The organism is Providencia sp. SP181 (assembly GCF_050446505.1).
GTDB lineage: Bacteria > Pseudomonadota > Gammaproteobacteria > Enterobacterales > Enterobacteriaceae > Providencia > Providencia vermicola.
Genome location: NZ_JBBPXM010000012.1, coordinates 1 through 13,205 on the forward strand (window position 1 = coordinate 1; position 13,205 = coordinate 13,205).

The window sequence follows — 13,205 nt, forward strand, 5'->3', positions numbered from 1 at the left end:
ACGAAAACATATTACCTATTAGTTCATATATATGAATTAACGTGTTAGTCACTCTTCAAGACTTAAAATCAAATATTTTTTTGATAGTGTCCTGTGAGTGCCCACACAGATTGTCTGATAAATTGTTAAAGAGCGTTGCAGCATTTCATCGTGAAATTGACCTTCTGGGTCGTTGCTGCGAGGAGGCGTATAATACGTTTTCCTCCGTGAGAGTCAAGCATTTTTTTTGCTTTTTCTTTTCAGAATCTCTCGCTGCCGTTTCAGTGTTCACCGCGCTTTGCGTTGTCTTGTTCCCGGTCAGTGGATGCGCATTATAGGGAGTCAGAAAAATCTGGCAAGTGTTTTTTTAAAACTTTTTTCTGACTGCTCGCTTATCACCCAAAATGACTATTTTTTGATTCTTTTTAACGTTGCTGGCAGGTCTGCAATGCTATTAATCACGAAATCGGCACTATTCATTGCTTCTTCTGTCACAGGTTCGCCACTTTTAACTAACACTGTCGCCCCAACGTTTGCTGCTTTACCTGCTAAAATATCTGCGAGTTTATCACCGACCATTATAGAAGCTGCCATATCTATATTTAAGAAAGACTGAGCATCTAATAGCATGCCAGGTTTTGGTTTACGGCAATTGCAGTCTTGCTGATACTCTTCAACATCTGACTCAGCGTGATGTGGGCAGAAATAAATGCCGTCTAGGTCAACACCACGATCAGCAAGTGACCAGTCCATCCATTCGGTTAATTGCATAAATTGGTCTTCGGTATAAATGCCACGACCAATACCCGATTGATTTGTGACAACCACTAATGCATAACCCATTTTTTTTAATTCCAACATGGCTTCAATAGCGCCTTCAATAAATTCGAAGTCATCTATTTTATGTACATAGCCATGATCGATATTAATTGTTCCGTCTCTGTCTAAAAAGACTGCTGGTATCCCGTTACTCACCTGTTTACTCCTCAAACCAAATATCTTTTTAGTATCTCACGAAAAGAAATGAAATGAGAATAGAATAAATCGCACAATCTTTGTTGACTTAGACGTCTAGACGCCTTAACATCCAACCATATTAGATACACTATCTAAAGAACAATTCAGATAAAAGTTAGAAAACATAAATGATAAAGCTCTCAAATATAAATAAAGTTTTCCAGCAAGGAAGCCGTAGCATTCAAGCGCTGACTGATATTAGCTTGCATGTACCTGCTGGTCAGATATATGGCGTTATTGGTGCTTCAGGCGCAGGTAAAAGTACGTTAATTCGTTGCGTAAACATGCTAGAGCGCCCAACATCAGGCCAAGTTGTTGTTGATGGGCAAGATTTAACATTAATGACAGAAAAAGCGTTGACGAGAGCACGCCGTGGTATTGGCATGATTTTCCAACATTTTAACTTATTATCTTCGCGCACTGTTTTTGATAACGTGGCACTGCCACTGGAACTCGACAATACGCCCAAAGAAAAAATTAAAGAACGTGTTGATGAGCTATTAGAGTTAGTCGGTTTAAGTGAAAAGAAAGATGCTTACCCTGCTAATTTATCGGGTGGGCAAAAACAACGTGTTGCAATCGCGCGTGCTTTAGCTAATTCACCCAAAGTTTTATTGTGTGACGAAGCGACTAGCGCATTAGACCCTGCAACAACGCGTTCTATTTTAGAACTATTAAAAGACATTAACCGTCGTTTAGGGTTAACCATCTTATTAATCACTCACGAAATGGATGTCGTAAAACGTATTTGTGACCAAGTCGCAGTGATTAGTGGTGGTCAATTAATCGAACAAGATAAAGTGAGCGAAGTGTTCTCTCACCCGAAAACACCTGTTGCACAGGCTTTTATTCAGTCAACATTAATTATTGATATTCCAGATGACTATAAAGAGCGTATGAGTACAGAGGCAGGTAAAGATTTATCGCCATTAGTGAAATTAGAATTTACAGGTCAATCCGTTGATGCGCCGCTAATTTCGATGGCAGTACGTAAGTTTGATATTGATATTAATATTTTAAGCTCTCAGATTGATTACGCAGGCGGCGTAAAATTTGGTGTGATGCTAGCTGAGCTGCATGGCATTAATGGTGGTGTTGAGTCCACAATTGAATTTTTGAAAGAGCACCACGTGAAAGTAGAGGTTTTGGGTTATGTCTGAGAGAATGATTTATTTGCTGATTAACGGCACCATCGACACTATCACAATGACCTTTGTTTCTGGCTTTTTAGGCTTTGTTTTAGGCTTACCATTAGGTGTTTTACTTTATATTACGCGTAAAGACCAAGTGATGGAAAATGTCGGTTTATATCGTGCACTTGCCGTTATAATTAATATTTTCCGTTCAGTACCATTTATTATTTTACTCGTTTGGATTATTCCATTAACGTCATTTTTAGTGGGTACAACCATTGGTTTAAAAGCCGCGATCGTCCCTTTAACCATTGGTGCTGCGCCATTTATTGCACGTATGGTAGAGAATGCGCTATTAGAAATTCCAAGTGGTTTGATTGAATCAGCACGTGCCATGGGGGCAACGCCTCTTCAGATCATTCGTAAAATATTGATCCCTGAAGCAATGCCAAGCCTGATCAATGCTGCAACCATTACCTTAATTATGTTAGTCGGTTATTCAGCAATGGGCGGCGCAGTGGGAGCGGGTGGTTTGGGTCAAATCGCGCTGCAGTATGGTTATCAAACCTATAACCCTGTTGTGATGAATACCGTGATTGTTCTTCTTGTCATTTTAGTAAACGCAATCCAGTTTGGTGGCGAGTACTTAATGAAAAAAGTTTCACATCGATAGTCAGTAAAATAGCGGCGCCATTAGGGTGCTTATAAAGTCAGTATGAAAGGGGTACTACCAATGTCTATTAAGTTAAAATCTATCGCAGTTGTCGGCGCGCTATTAGGCACACTCGTTTTAGCGGGTTGTGGCGAAAAAGAAAAAGATGCTAACAGCATTAAAGTTGGTGTGATCATGGGCAAAGAGTTAGAAGTTGCTGAAGTCGCACAGAAAGTTGCTAAAGAAAAATACGGTTTAGATGTTGAGCTAGTTTCATTTAATGATTTCGTATTGCCAAACGAAGCATTAAGCAAAGGCGATATCGATTTAAACGCCTTTCAACACAAGCCATACCTTGATCAACAAATTAAAGATCGTAATTATAAGTTAGTGCCAGTTGGCAATACTTTTATTTACCCAATTGCTGCTTATTCTAAAAAAATCAAATCTGTTGATGAATTAGCTGATGGCTCACAAATCGCATTACCGAATGACCCAACAAACTTAGGTCGTTCTTTACTGCTACTGCAACAACAAGGTTTAATTAAACTAAAAGATGGCACAGGCTTAATGCCTACTGTTCTGGATGTTGTTGAGAATCCAAAAAATCTGAAATTTGTTGAACTAGAAGCGCCACAGTTACCACGCGCACTTGACGACCAAAAAATTGCTTTAGCTATCATCAACACCACTTGGGCAAGCAGCGCTACACCTAAACTGACGCCAGCAAAAGATGGTTTATTTGTTGAAGATAAAGATTCTCCGTATGTGAATATTATTGTTGCCCGTGAAGACAATAAAGATAACGAAAATGTAAAGAAATTTATCCAAGCTTATCAATCAGATGAAGTTGCTAACAAAGCTAACGAAGCCTTTGATGGTGGTGCAGTTAAAGGCTGGTAATCTTTTTTATTATTAAAAAAACGATTAAAATACCAGATGGCTCCGTGCCATCTGGTATTTTTTGCAATTTATAGACTATAAAAATAACGATATTTTATTGAATCATATAAGAAAGGTAATAACTTATGAGACTGTTATTGCTCACCTTAGTAGCGTTTACGTTAGCTGGGTGTGGGATTAACCAATACACGAGTCCAGGGGCAAACAAAGGTTTCACGAGTATGAAATTGTCTAAGCCTGTGCCGAGTGTGACTGAAGAACCAGAAACAGCAAATGTTAAATTAATGAATAGCCCTGAAGAACTCCTAGGGATGCCTTTCAAAGATTTAGGTATTGTTTCTGGCGAATCTTGCAGAGAAAGCGTTCAAAGCCCCCCTGCAAATCTAAATACAGCGAAAAACAGTATGTTATCACAAGCTGCTTTTATCGCTGCTGATGCCGTCCTTTTGCACCAATGCCAGACAATGACCGCTCCTGGTTGTTATCAAGCAACGATTTGTGAAGGTAGCGCATTAAAAATTGTTGAATAACCGTCATATGCAATCTTTTCAATTTGATACTATTGGTCATATCGAATCACCATATAAAGAAAAGTTTGCCATCCCGCGCCAACCTGGGCTTGTTCCAGGTGGTGTAGGACGTCTACACCTCCATCCCCCTTTCAATGATGCGAATACCGTTCGTGGCTTAATGCAGTTTAGTCATATCTGGGTAATTTTTGTTTTTCATCAAACAATGAAAGGCGGCTGGAAACCATTAGTTCGTCCACCTCGTCTCGGTGGTAATGATAAAATGGGTGTGTTTGCAACTCGTTCAACATTTAGACCAAATCCAATTGGTATGTCCCTTGTTGAATTAAAAGGGGTTTCTATAAAAAACAACCAAGCTATACTCGAGCTTGGTAGCCTGGATTTGGTTGATGGCACTCCGGTGATTGATATAAAGCCTTATTTACCTTTTGCTGAGGCAATACCAGAGGCTACCGCGGGATATGCACAGGCTGCACCTTCAGATAATATGCAGGTTATATTCACGCCAGCCGTTGAAAATCAATTAGTGTCTTATCAACACCAATACCCTGCGCTAAAACAATTTATTGAACAAATTTTGATGCAAGACCCTCGCCCTGCGTATAAAAAACAATCTACTGAAATTCGTGACTATGCGGTTCATTTATTAGATTTTAATATTCGTTGGCGAGTATTTAATGGTGTGACTGAAGTATTCGCTATCGAACCCTATGAAAAAACGTGTTAACCCCTTTTGGCGAGTCTCAGTCACTGGTAGACTAGCTCTCTATATACTTTGGTAAGCAAGCGGCTTGCCATAATTTGTTGTTCTAATGGAACCTATACAATGCGTACTAGCAAATATCTGCTCTCAACTCTAAAAGAGACCCCTGCGGATGCAGAAGTTATCAGCCACCAGCTGATGCTGCGTGCAGGAATGATCCGTAAACTTGCTTCTGGTCTGTATGACTGGTTACCCACAGGCGTGCGTGTTCTGCGTAAAGTCGAAAACATCGTCCGTGAAGAAATGGAAAATGCAGGCGCTATCGAGGTATCTTTACCCGTCGTTCAGCCCGCAGATTTATGGCAAGAAAGTGGACGTTGGGAACAGTATGGCCCTGAGTTGCTGCGTTTTGTTGACCGTGGTGAGCGCCCATTTGTCCTTGGTCCAACCCATGAAGAAGTGATCACTGATTTAGTGCGTAACGAAATCACATCTTATAAACAACTGCCATTGAATTTATTCCAAATTCAAACCAAATTCCGTGATGAAGTTCGCCCGCGTTTTGGCGTCATGCGTTCACGCGAATTTATTATGAAAGATGCATACTCTTTCCACATTAGCCAAGAATCATTGCAAGAAACCTATGATGCAATGTACGAAGCATATAGCAAAATTTTCACGCGTATTGGCTTTGATTTCCGAGCGGTTCAAGCGGACACTGGCTCAATCGGCGGTAGTGCATCTCACGAATTCCAAGTGTTAGCGAAAAACGGTGAAGATGACGTTATTTTCTCCACTGAGTCTGACTATGCCGCAAATATCGAATTTGCCGAAGCATTAGCACCAACCTCGCCACGCGGGGCACCAACCGAAGAGCTTCGTTTAGTCGATACACCAAATGCAAAAACAATTGCTGAGTTGGTTGAGCAATTTAACTTACCTGTTGAGAAAACAGTTAAGACTCTCATTGTTCATGCCGAAAAAGATTCAGGTCATACGTTAGTGGCACTATTAATCCGCGGTGATCATGAACTGAATGAAGTTAAAGCTGAAAAACATCCTTTAGTCGCTAGCCCACTCGAGTTTGCAACAGAAGCTGAGATCAGAAATGCAGTGAATGCAGGCCCAGGATCACTAGGCCCGATCAATATGCCACTACCGATTGTTATCGATCGCAGTGTTGCAGTAATGAGTGACTTTGGTGCAGGTGCAAATGTTGATGGTAAACACTACTTTGGCATCAACTGGGAACGTGATTTAGCATTACCTGAAGCTTATGATTTACGCAATGTCGTCGAAGGCGATCCAAGCCCAGACGGTAAAGGTGTACTACAAATTAAACGTGGTATCGAAGTTGGTCATATTTTCCAATTAGGTACCAAATACTCAGAAGCGATGAAAGCATCTGTACAGAACGAAGAAGGCCACAACCAAATCGTCACCATGGGTTGTTATGGTATTGGTGTAACACGTATCGTCGCCGCAGCTATTGAGCAAAGCCATGATGAACGTGGGATTATTTGGCCAGATGCAATTGCACCTTTCCAAGTTGCAATTTTGCCAATGAACATGCACAAATCTTACCGCGTTAAAGAAGTTGCTGAAAAACTGTATGCAGACTTAAAAGCAAACGGCATTGATGTGATTTTTGATGACCGTAAAGAACGCCCAGGTGTGATGTTTGCGGATATGGAGCTGATTGGCGTTCCATACACTATCGTGATTGGTGACCGTAACTTAGATAACAACCAGATTGAATATAAATCACGCCGCAGTGATGATAAAGAATTGGTTGGCTTAGAAAATGTCGTTAGTTTCCTTAAAGGTAAGCTCGGCAAATAAGTTAGGTTAAAAGCCAAAAAATAGAGCCCAAATTCCAGTCATATTGAATTTGGGCCTTTTTCTTTAAATATCTCGGTAGGAACCAACTTTAAAACCACGTGCTATTATTTGTGATTTTAAATTTTCCGATGTTAATACTTCTAGCTCATTTAAACGTGGATAAGCGTAGTTGCTTTTTAATAACGCATTATCAATAAAAGCGGGATGACTCATGACCTCAATAGAATGATGGCCCTGTGCTTTGGCTTCATCAATAATCTTCAAAAACAATGCTTCTGAAATTTCATCACCATAAAACTCACTACTGAAACAGTCAGTGCTTGCCACTTGATATGACAATGGCGGCCAATTTTTTTCTAATTGGCGGTCTACACGCAATGCAACTCCCTGTTCTTGAGCAAAACCCACGACTATTGGGAAAATTCCTTCAATCATATGCACGTGATGATGGCTATCAATATGGCTGGGCTTTTGGCCAAAAATTTCAATAAATTTGTGATATTGCAGATTCAGTTCTTGTTCAATCTCAGACAAAGGCAAATCATTAATATCGATATCCCACAGCCATTTACCCAACATTCCATCACGGCTGAGAGTCGGCATTGATGAAAAAGGCTTACCTGCCGTTAAAACAAAATGCATTCCCACCGCTAAATTCGGATTTTCATGACTTAATTTAGCCGCATGGGATATGGCAGGCATATTCATCATTGCACTCGTTGAATTAACAACCCCATTACGATGAGATTCAATAATCCCGTAATTAACGGCTTCACATAATCCAAAATCATCAGCATTCACAATAAGTAATGAAGCCATTTGTTCTCCCTTAATTCTATAAGCTATTTAACTCATTAACCTTCCTGCTCAATTTGTTGTATTGCTTTCGCAAAGTTCGGCAGGTATTTTTTATGGGCGATAAGTAGTTCTTTCGAAATTAAACGCGCATCATTATCGGAGTGAATTAACGGGTTCAAATTCATCGCCAGTAATACATCATTAAACTGACCATTGACTGCGGCTTGGCTAGTAGCAACTTCAAAGTTTTTTAAGGTATAAATTAAGCCAAGTACTTTATCATCAAAATGCGTTACTCGTGGGTGCGGTTTCGCACCATCACGCCCAAGTAGGCAAGTCATTTCCACCGTCCAATCTTCAGGAATATTATCAATTTGCCCCTGATGTGGGATATTAACGTAATGCTCCGTATTTTTATCGTTATAGATCGCGTTAATGACTTCACAAGCTGCATCCGAATAATAAGCTCCGCCACGTAACTCAAGCTCTTTAGGTTTCACATCAAGTGATGGATCCTTATAAAGTTCAAATAGCCGATGCTCTACTTTTTGCACGATTTGAGCTCGAGCCCCACCTTTATAATATTCACCAAGCTCGATAGCTAACATTTCTTTTGGTTTAAAGTAATACAGTAAATAAGAACAAGGGATCAGATTTAAGCTGCGAATTAGCCCTTCGTCAAACGCAAGGTCAGTGATGTTTTTTACTGAGTTGGCACTTAACGTACCTGACGCAATACCATCTAATAGCTCATCAAAACGAGAAACTCCATTAACAATCACATCTTTGATAAAAACCATATGGTTTAAACCGAATAAGTCGATGGATAACTCATCGTTATCTGACAGATTAAGAACATCTGTAATAAACATTTTCATGCCAATCGGTATATTACACACACCAATAAAACGCTTAAAGTTAGTGTGCCGGTAAACCGCTTCTGTCACCATCCCTGCTGGGTTAGTAAAGTTAATCACCCATGCATTAGGGCAGATTTCTTCCACATCTTTAATAATGTCAAAAATAACTGGAATTGTACGCAGCCCTTTAAATAATCCACCAGCACCATTGGTTTCTTGGCCTAAATAACCATGTTTTAATGGAATAGACTCATCTAATTCACGAGCTTTTAATTGGCCGACCCTTAATTGCGTAGTCACAAAATCAGCATCTTTAAGTGCTTCTTTACGATCCAATGTCTTCACTATTTTTAATGGAATGTTTGCATGTTTAACCATGCGTTCGCATAAATCAAAAATAATCTCTAATTTTTCTTTGCCTTCCTCAACATCCACCAACCATAACTCAGTGATCGGAAGTTCATGGTAACGTTTAATAAAACCTTCGAGTAATTCAGGTGTATAGCTACTACCGCCACCAATCGTGACAACTTTTAACTTCTGAGTCATATTAACCTCATAGAACCTTATACAATAGACATAGAAAGACACACCATCTTTATTAGAAAAGATGGTTATGCTTGAATTTTTTAATTAAGAACGTTTTGAAGCTTAGTTTAATTAATGCTAATTAACCCACCATTTTCTGCTCAACACTGTATAAATTTTTACGATAATCACTCGGCGTCAGTGAGGTTGATTCTTTAAATTTTTTCACAAATAAACTTGGGCTACTGTAACCAGACTCAAATGCAATATCGGTAATCGAATAGTTGGTAATTTCTAATTGTTTTTTAGCAAAATTAATTCTGATATCGTTAATAATTTGCATTGGTGTTTTACCATAAAAACGTTTTGTCGCCCGCGTTAGATACTCTTGTGATTTCCCCGTCATAGTGATCATATTTTGTAGCGCACTTTCACTGAACATCGCAATATCATGCATGTCTTCAAGTGTGTTTTTAAGCCATTGAGGAGCATCGTCTTGCAGGCTTTTTTCACGAAAATGACGTAATCGATTGACGACATTAAACGTGACTAATTCAATAAACTCATTAAATTCGCTATCTCTGAAATTTAAAGAGGCGATGACGGACTCAATATAAGCCATAAATTCATTTTTTAGTGGGTAGCTTTGTGATGCAACAAAACAGCTTGGCAATAATGGCAAATAATGTTTATCAAAAAATGATTTGCTAATTCCAACATTTAATATTCTAGTTGGACCAAAGTCATAAGCACTTTCGTGATATGAACCAATAGGTAAAAAAACAAAATCCCCGCGCTCTAATAATATCTTCTTTCCATTAATAAATTGGTAACAACGACCCGTTAATACAATCGTATATTCATAATAGTCGTGTTGATGCAGTCCACTTGCACTCTCAACTTTATTATAAATAAAGACATGAAAGGTTTTATTGTTAAACAGTTCACTTTCTTGAACTAATTTAATTTCAGCATTAGTGTCGGTTCTATTCATCAGTGTCTGCATCATTATCCCCTTTTAACGGTTTAATTTTTCATGTAGCTCAATTAATTCTGTAATCAGTTCGCGAGCTAACATAGCATTCATTAAATGATCTTGAGCATGGACGAGGACTAAACTGACTTTGATTCTGCCCTCCCCCATATCGCTTTCAATGAGCTGAGTTTGTACTTTATGTGCGTCATTCAAAGAAGAGTGAGATTGCTCCATTAAACTTTTTGCCGTTGTGAAGTCCCCCTCTTTGGCCTTTCTTAATGCCGTATAGGCTAAACTTCTTGCTTGCCCTGCATTAATAATTAAGCCCATGACAACTTCTTCTAATTCGTTAGCTGCATCTTCTTGAATATCATCGAGTTCAAACATTTTTTTATCTCTACTTAAATGGGAGGAGCAAGCTCCTCCGTTTTTTAAAACTTCAGTGCATTAGCAATATCTTCTTCGCTTTCTTCTTCATCTATCGTGTTTTGGGCTTTATTCGAAATCACCACAAATGGTAGATAAACCAGAACAGCAACACCAAGGTTAAATAAAGCAAGTAGTAAAGCGGCAATACTTCCATTGGTGTTAAAGAAGGCTGCTAAACCTGTTGGCATTGTCCACGGTGCAATATTGGTCACTGGTGGGATAATCCCTAAAGAATACGCTGCTACCATTATTCCCGCCAATAAAGGCTGAATAAGAATAAATGGAATAAACATAACTGGGTTCATGATGATAGGTAATCCAAAAATAATCGGCTCATTTATTTGGAAAATACCCGCTGGTAACGCTAATTTTGCAACTTGCCGGTGATCTGCACGACGTGAAGCAATAAAGATGGCAATGATCAGCCCTAATGTTGCCCCTGTTCCACCTAAAAAGACATAGGAATCAAGCATTGGTTTTGCCCACATATGGAAAGATTTACCCGCAGCAATTGCCGCATCGACCGAACCATACTCCGCATATAATGAGACGTTTTCCAGTGCCCATGGCGTCATAATCCCACTATCTAAGGCTGTCAAGGCGAGTGAACCGTGAATACCAAAGAACCACAGCAATGACGTAAATACCACATAGGCCCAACCAACGACATTCCCCATTGATGCAAGAGGAGTCGACACCGTATCCATAATAATTTGGTGGAAATTTGTACTAATACCGCTAGAAAGCGCCCATGACACAATCCCCATTATTGATAAGATAATAAAACCAGGAATAAGTGCAGAGAATGAACGAGAAACAGATGGAGGCACGCTATCAGGTAATTTAATCACCCAGTTACGGCGTACAATAAATGCAAACATTTCGGCAACCACTAACCCTAATATAATACCCGAAATGATATTTGCCCCACCTAACCAATTCGCGCCAACGGCATAAGCACCATTCACTTCGTAAGGTGTCACCGTCATAAAAGCAGCAACAGCCAGTAGTCCTGCGGCTAATGGGTCAACTTTTCGCTCTTCAGCTAATGCCATCGAGATAAAAAAGGGCGCCATGAGGGACATGATACCTAGTGTCCCGTTATACACATTCCCCCCAATCACTTTAAATCCATTTAAAGTTTCAATTGTCGATGGTTCTAATCTCACGCCCAATGAGTAGAAGAACGACCCTGCATCAAAGCTTAAAAACACATTATTAATTAATACAAACATTGCCCCGACTAATGTCAGTGGCATAATACGAATAAAACCATTCTTTATTGCATTAACGTAAGGTTGCTTCCCCAATCTAACTGCGAAGGGCAGAAGTACCTTTTCAAGCGAAGTGATAACAAGACTCATAAAAATACCCTCGATTTTTTGAGTGTGCTCCATTCTGAATAGGCTAATCTGCAATGAATAGCGCTAAGGTTGATGGAGTTATTATTGAGTAGAGGTAGCTCTCTAATGTTAATTTGCTGTTTGTTTTTTTATGCTTGCAACGGCTGCTTTTAATACCCCAAGTCCATCCACTTTGCCGTATAACAATGAATCAATCACTTCGACAGGTTTATTTGGCAGTATTTTTTGAATATCCGTTAACATCCAAGCAATTTGTGGACCGAGTAAAACCAAATCTGCATCAACACCTTTTTCACTTGCTAAGCTTTCAGGAAAAGCCTCTATGTTGACGGGGACATCGTATTTTTCTGCCTGTTGCCTCATTTTGTTGACTAACAATGAAGTCGACATGCCAGCAGAACAAAATAAATAGATATTTTTCTTCTTCATTCCTTATCCTTTGATTCGTTCTATTTTTTAGTTACCGCTTAGATTTATAAATTTTTTTTACAGACTTACGGCTTTTCTTAAATCAACAAACTAAAAATTAAAATTATTTCTAGTTGAATGGAGTATACGGAATTCCCTTAGTTTACGATATTTCATTGTTATCACTAATTGCTCCTGATTGACCAATCGCCATGACAACCTTCACAAAATACACAAATATTTTGCGACAATAAAAAAGTTATACTGATATCAAAAAAGGAGTATGTGAAGGAGTGAAAAATAGATGCGGTGATTTTTTATTGGAATTTTAAGACGTTAAATAAAAAAGCCCAATATTTCTACTGAGCTTTTTAGGAAGAAAATGCAATCTAAATTATTTGCAAGACGCCGTTTTATCGAATTTAATTTGCCCTGTTTGGACGAATGCAGAGTCAAATTGGCCATCCTCCATTGATGGACGAACGGTATAATAACCTTCAGCCTCAACATATACAGGGGTTCCACCGTCAACCCCCGTTTCCCTATAGGCTTTTTCTAATTCAATACCAGATGCTGAGTATTGACGCCCTGTATCACATTCTGTAAATACTGCGGCATCCGCCATATAGCGATATTTCCCTATTTTTTTACTTGGCTGAACACGGTTTAGCGTATAGTTCAGTTCCGTTTCAATTGGGTTTCCTTCTAAATCCAGCAAAGTGACGGACTCACCATTGTCGGCTTTAGCAAAAAAGGTATTCTCACCTTTCGGATTAGTAGTACGGAGCTTATTACCTTCAAGGTTCCATTTGCCTGCTTCATGGAAGCCGCTATTGCCGTCTTTTGTTCCCAAGTAAATCAATTGTTCTACATAACTGCCATCTTGGTTAACTAACAATGTTGCTTCAATGCCTGAGCAATCTGCACAAGGTAATACCCCAGTATAGACCTGATCAACTGGCGTTGTATTGGTATTTTGCGCACTACTTTGGCAGCCTGCTAATGCCACTGTACCAACCGCCATTAAGACTAATAATAGTGTTTTTTTCATGATAATTCCCTTGAAATCATTCGTTTTTAACT

Annotated in this window: 14 protein-coding genes; 6 read left to right on the plus strand and 8 right to left on the minus strand. The window is 39.2% G+C overall.

Annotated features, from left to right (window positions below):
* Positions 1-387 precede the first annotated feature (387 nt).
* Positions 388-954, minus strand: a complete 567-nt coding sequence (gene gmhB, locus AABS66_RS17215) for a D-glycero-beta-D-manno-heptose 1,7-bisphosphate 7-phosphatase (RefSeq protein WP_206083776.1) — start codon at positions 952-954, stop codon at positions 388-390.
* A 170-nt stretch (positions 955-1,124) separates the two neighbouring features.
* Here gmhB and metN point away from each other — a divergent pair, with 170 nt between their 5' ends.
* The 6 genes from metN (at position 1,125) to proS (ending at position 6,759) form a co-directional block, all read left to right on the plus strand.
* Positions 1,125-2,156 carry a methionine ABC transporter ATP-binding protein MetN gene (gene metN / locus AABS66_RS17220; RefSeq protein ID WP_206083775.1) on the plus strand — a complete coding sequence of 344 codons (1,032 nt, stop codon included), beginning with the start codon at positions 1,125-1,127 and terminating at the stop codon, positions 2,154-2,156.
* Positions 2,149-2,802 (plus strand): methionine ABC transporter permease MetI, encoded by a 654-nt coding sequence (gene metI, locus AABS66_RS17225; RefSeq protein WP_206083774.1) that lies wholly within the window; start codon positions 2,149-2,151, stop codon positions 2,800-2,802. Before metN ends, metI begins: the two co-directional genes overlap by 8 nt.
* A gap of 60 nt (positions 2,803-2,862) precedes the next feature.
* A complete protein-coding gene (locus AABS66_RS17230) occupies positions 2,863-3,684 on the plus strand; it encodes a MetQ/NlpA family lipoprotein (RefSeq protein WP_430225215.1) in 822 nt (273 codons plus the stop codon).
* 125 nt (positions 3,685-3,809) lie between these two features.
* Entirely contained in the window at positions 3,810-4,214 is a 405-nt protein-coding gene (gene rcsF / locus AABS66_RS17235) for an Rcs stress response system protein RcsF (RefSeq protein WP_206083772.1), read from the plus strand.
* Positions 4,215-4,221: 7 nt separating this feature from the next.
* Entirely contained in the window at positions 4,222-4,941 is a 720-nt protein-coding gene (gene tsaA, locus AABS66_RS17240) for a tRNA (N6-threonylcarbamoyladenosine(37)-N6)-methyltransferase TrmO (protein WP_206083771.1), read from the plus strand.
* Positions 4,942-5,040: 99 nt separating this feature from the next.
* Positions 5,041-6,759 carry a proline--tRNA ligase gene (gene proS, locus AABS66_RS17245; protein WP_206083770.1) on the plus strand — a complete coding sequence of 573 codons (1,719 nt, stop codon included), beginning with the start codon at positions 5,041-5,043 and terminating at the stop codon, positions 6,757-6,759.
* A gap of 63 nt (positions 6,760-6,822) precedes the next feature.
* On the opposite strand, the gene chbG is transcribed toward proS, so the two are convergent.
* The 7 genes from chbG to nlpE all read right to left on the minus strand — a co-directional run bounded on the left by chbG (position 6,823) and on the right by nlpE (position 13,173).
* Complete coding sequence (gene chbG / locus AABS66_RS17250) at positions 6,823-7,578, minus strand: chitin disaccharide deacetylase (RefSeq protein ID WP_272539780.1); 756 nt, start codon at positions 7,576-7,578, stop codon at positions 6,823-6,825.
* Positions 7,579-7,613: 35 nt separating this feature from the next.
* Positions 7,614-8,966: a 6-phospho-beta-glucosidase gene (locus AABS66_RS17255; RefSeq protein WP_272539781.1), complete on the minus strand. Its 1,353-nt coding sequence runs from the start codon at positions 8,964-8,966 to the stop codon at positions 7,614-7,616.
* Positions 8,967-9,087: 121 nt separating this feature from the next.
* Positions 9,088-9,954: a transcriptional regulator ChbR gene (gene chbR, locus AABS66_RS17260; protein ID WP_206083767.1), complete on the minus strand. Its 867-nt coding sequence runs from the start codon at positions 9,952-9,954 to the stop codon at positions 9,088-9,090.
* Between the two features lie 9 nt (positions 9,955-9,963).
* Positions 9,964-10,308, minus strand: a complete 345-nt coding sequence (gene chbA, locus AABS66_RS17265; RefSeq protein WP_206083766.1) for a PTS N,N'-diacetylchitobiose transporter subunit IIA — start codon at positions 10,306-10,308, stop codon at positions 9,964-9,966.
* Positions 10,309-10,352: 44 nt separating this feature from the next.
* Complete coding sequence (gene chbC, locus AABS66_RS17270) at positions 10,353-11,714, minus strand: PTS N,N'-diacetylchitobiose transporter subunit IIC (RefSeq protein ID WP_430225216.1); 1,362 nt, start codon at positions 11,712-11,714, stop codon at positions 10,353-10,355.
* A 108-nt stretch (positions 11,715-11,822) separates the two neighbouring features.
* Positions 11,823-12,143, minus strand: coding sequence for a PTS sugar transporter subunit IIB (locus AABS66_RS17275; RefSeq protein ID WP_206083764.1), 321 nt, complete (start codon positions 12,141-12,143; stop codon positions 11,823-11,825).
* A 373-nt stretch (positions 12,144-12,516) separates the two neighbouring features.
* The gene (gene nlpE, locus AABS66_RS17280) at positions 12,517-13,173 is read right to left on the minus strand and encodes an envelope stress response activation lipoprotein NlpE (RefSeq protein WP_206083763.1); all 657 of its coding nucleotides are present in this window, start codon (positions 13,171-13,173) and stop codon (positions 12,517-12,519) included.
* Positions 13,174-13,205 lie beyond the last annotated feature (32 nt).

Excerpts from the sequence above, each read along its gene's own strand:
- metN (WP_206083775.1), top strand. The coding sequence starts at position 1,125 with ATGATAAAGCTCTCAAATATAAATAAAGTTTTCCAGCAAGGAAGCCGT.
- metI (WP_206083774.1), top strand. The coding sequence starts at position 2,149 with ATGTCTGAGAGAATGATTTATTTGCTGATTAACGGCACCATCGACACT.
- AABS66_RS17230 (WP_430225215.1), top strand. The coding sequence starts at position 2,863 with ATGTCTATTAAGTTAAAATCTATCGCAGTTGTCGGCGCGCTATTAGGC.
- rcsF (WP_206083772.1), top strand. The coding sequence starts at position 3,810 with ATGAGACTGTTATTGCTCACCTTAGTAGCGTTTACGTTAGCTGGGTGT.
- tsaA (WP_206083771.1), top strand. The coding sequence starts at position 4,222 with ATGCAATCTTTTCAATTTGATACTATTGGTCATATCGAATCACCATAT.
- proS (WP_206083770.1), top strand. The coding sequence starts at position 5,041 with ATGCGTACTAGCAAATATCTGCTCTCAACTCTAAAAGAGACCCCTGCG.
- chbG (WP_272539780.1), bottom strand. The coding sequence starts at position 7,578 with ATGGCTTCATTACTTATTGTGAATGCTGATGATTTTGGATTATGTGAA.
- AABS66_RS17255 (WP_272539781.1), bottom strand. The coding sequence starts at position 8,966 with ATGACTCAGAAGTTAAAAGTTGTCACGATTGGTGGCGGTAGTAGCTAT.
- chbR (WP_206083767.1), bottom strand. The coding sequence starts at position 9,954 with ATGATGCAGACACTGATGAATAGAACCGACACTAATGCTGAAATTAAA.
- chbA (WP_206083766.1), bottom strand. The coding sequence starts at position 10,308 with ATGTTTGAACTCGATGATATTCAAGAAGATGCAGCTAACGAATTAGAA.
- chbC (WP_430225216.1), bottom strand. The coding sequence starts at position 11,714 with ATGAGTCTTGTTATCACTTCGCTTGAAAAGGTACTTCTGCCCTTCGCA.
- AABS66_RS17275 (WP_206083764.1), bottom strand. The coding sequence starts at position 12,143 with ATGAAGAAGAAAAATATCTATTTATTTTGTTCTGCTGGCATGTCGACT.
- nlpE (WP_206083763.1), bottom strand. The coding sequence starts at position 13,173 with ATGAAAAAAACACTATTATTAGTCTTAATGGCGGTTGGTACAGTGGCA.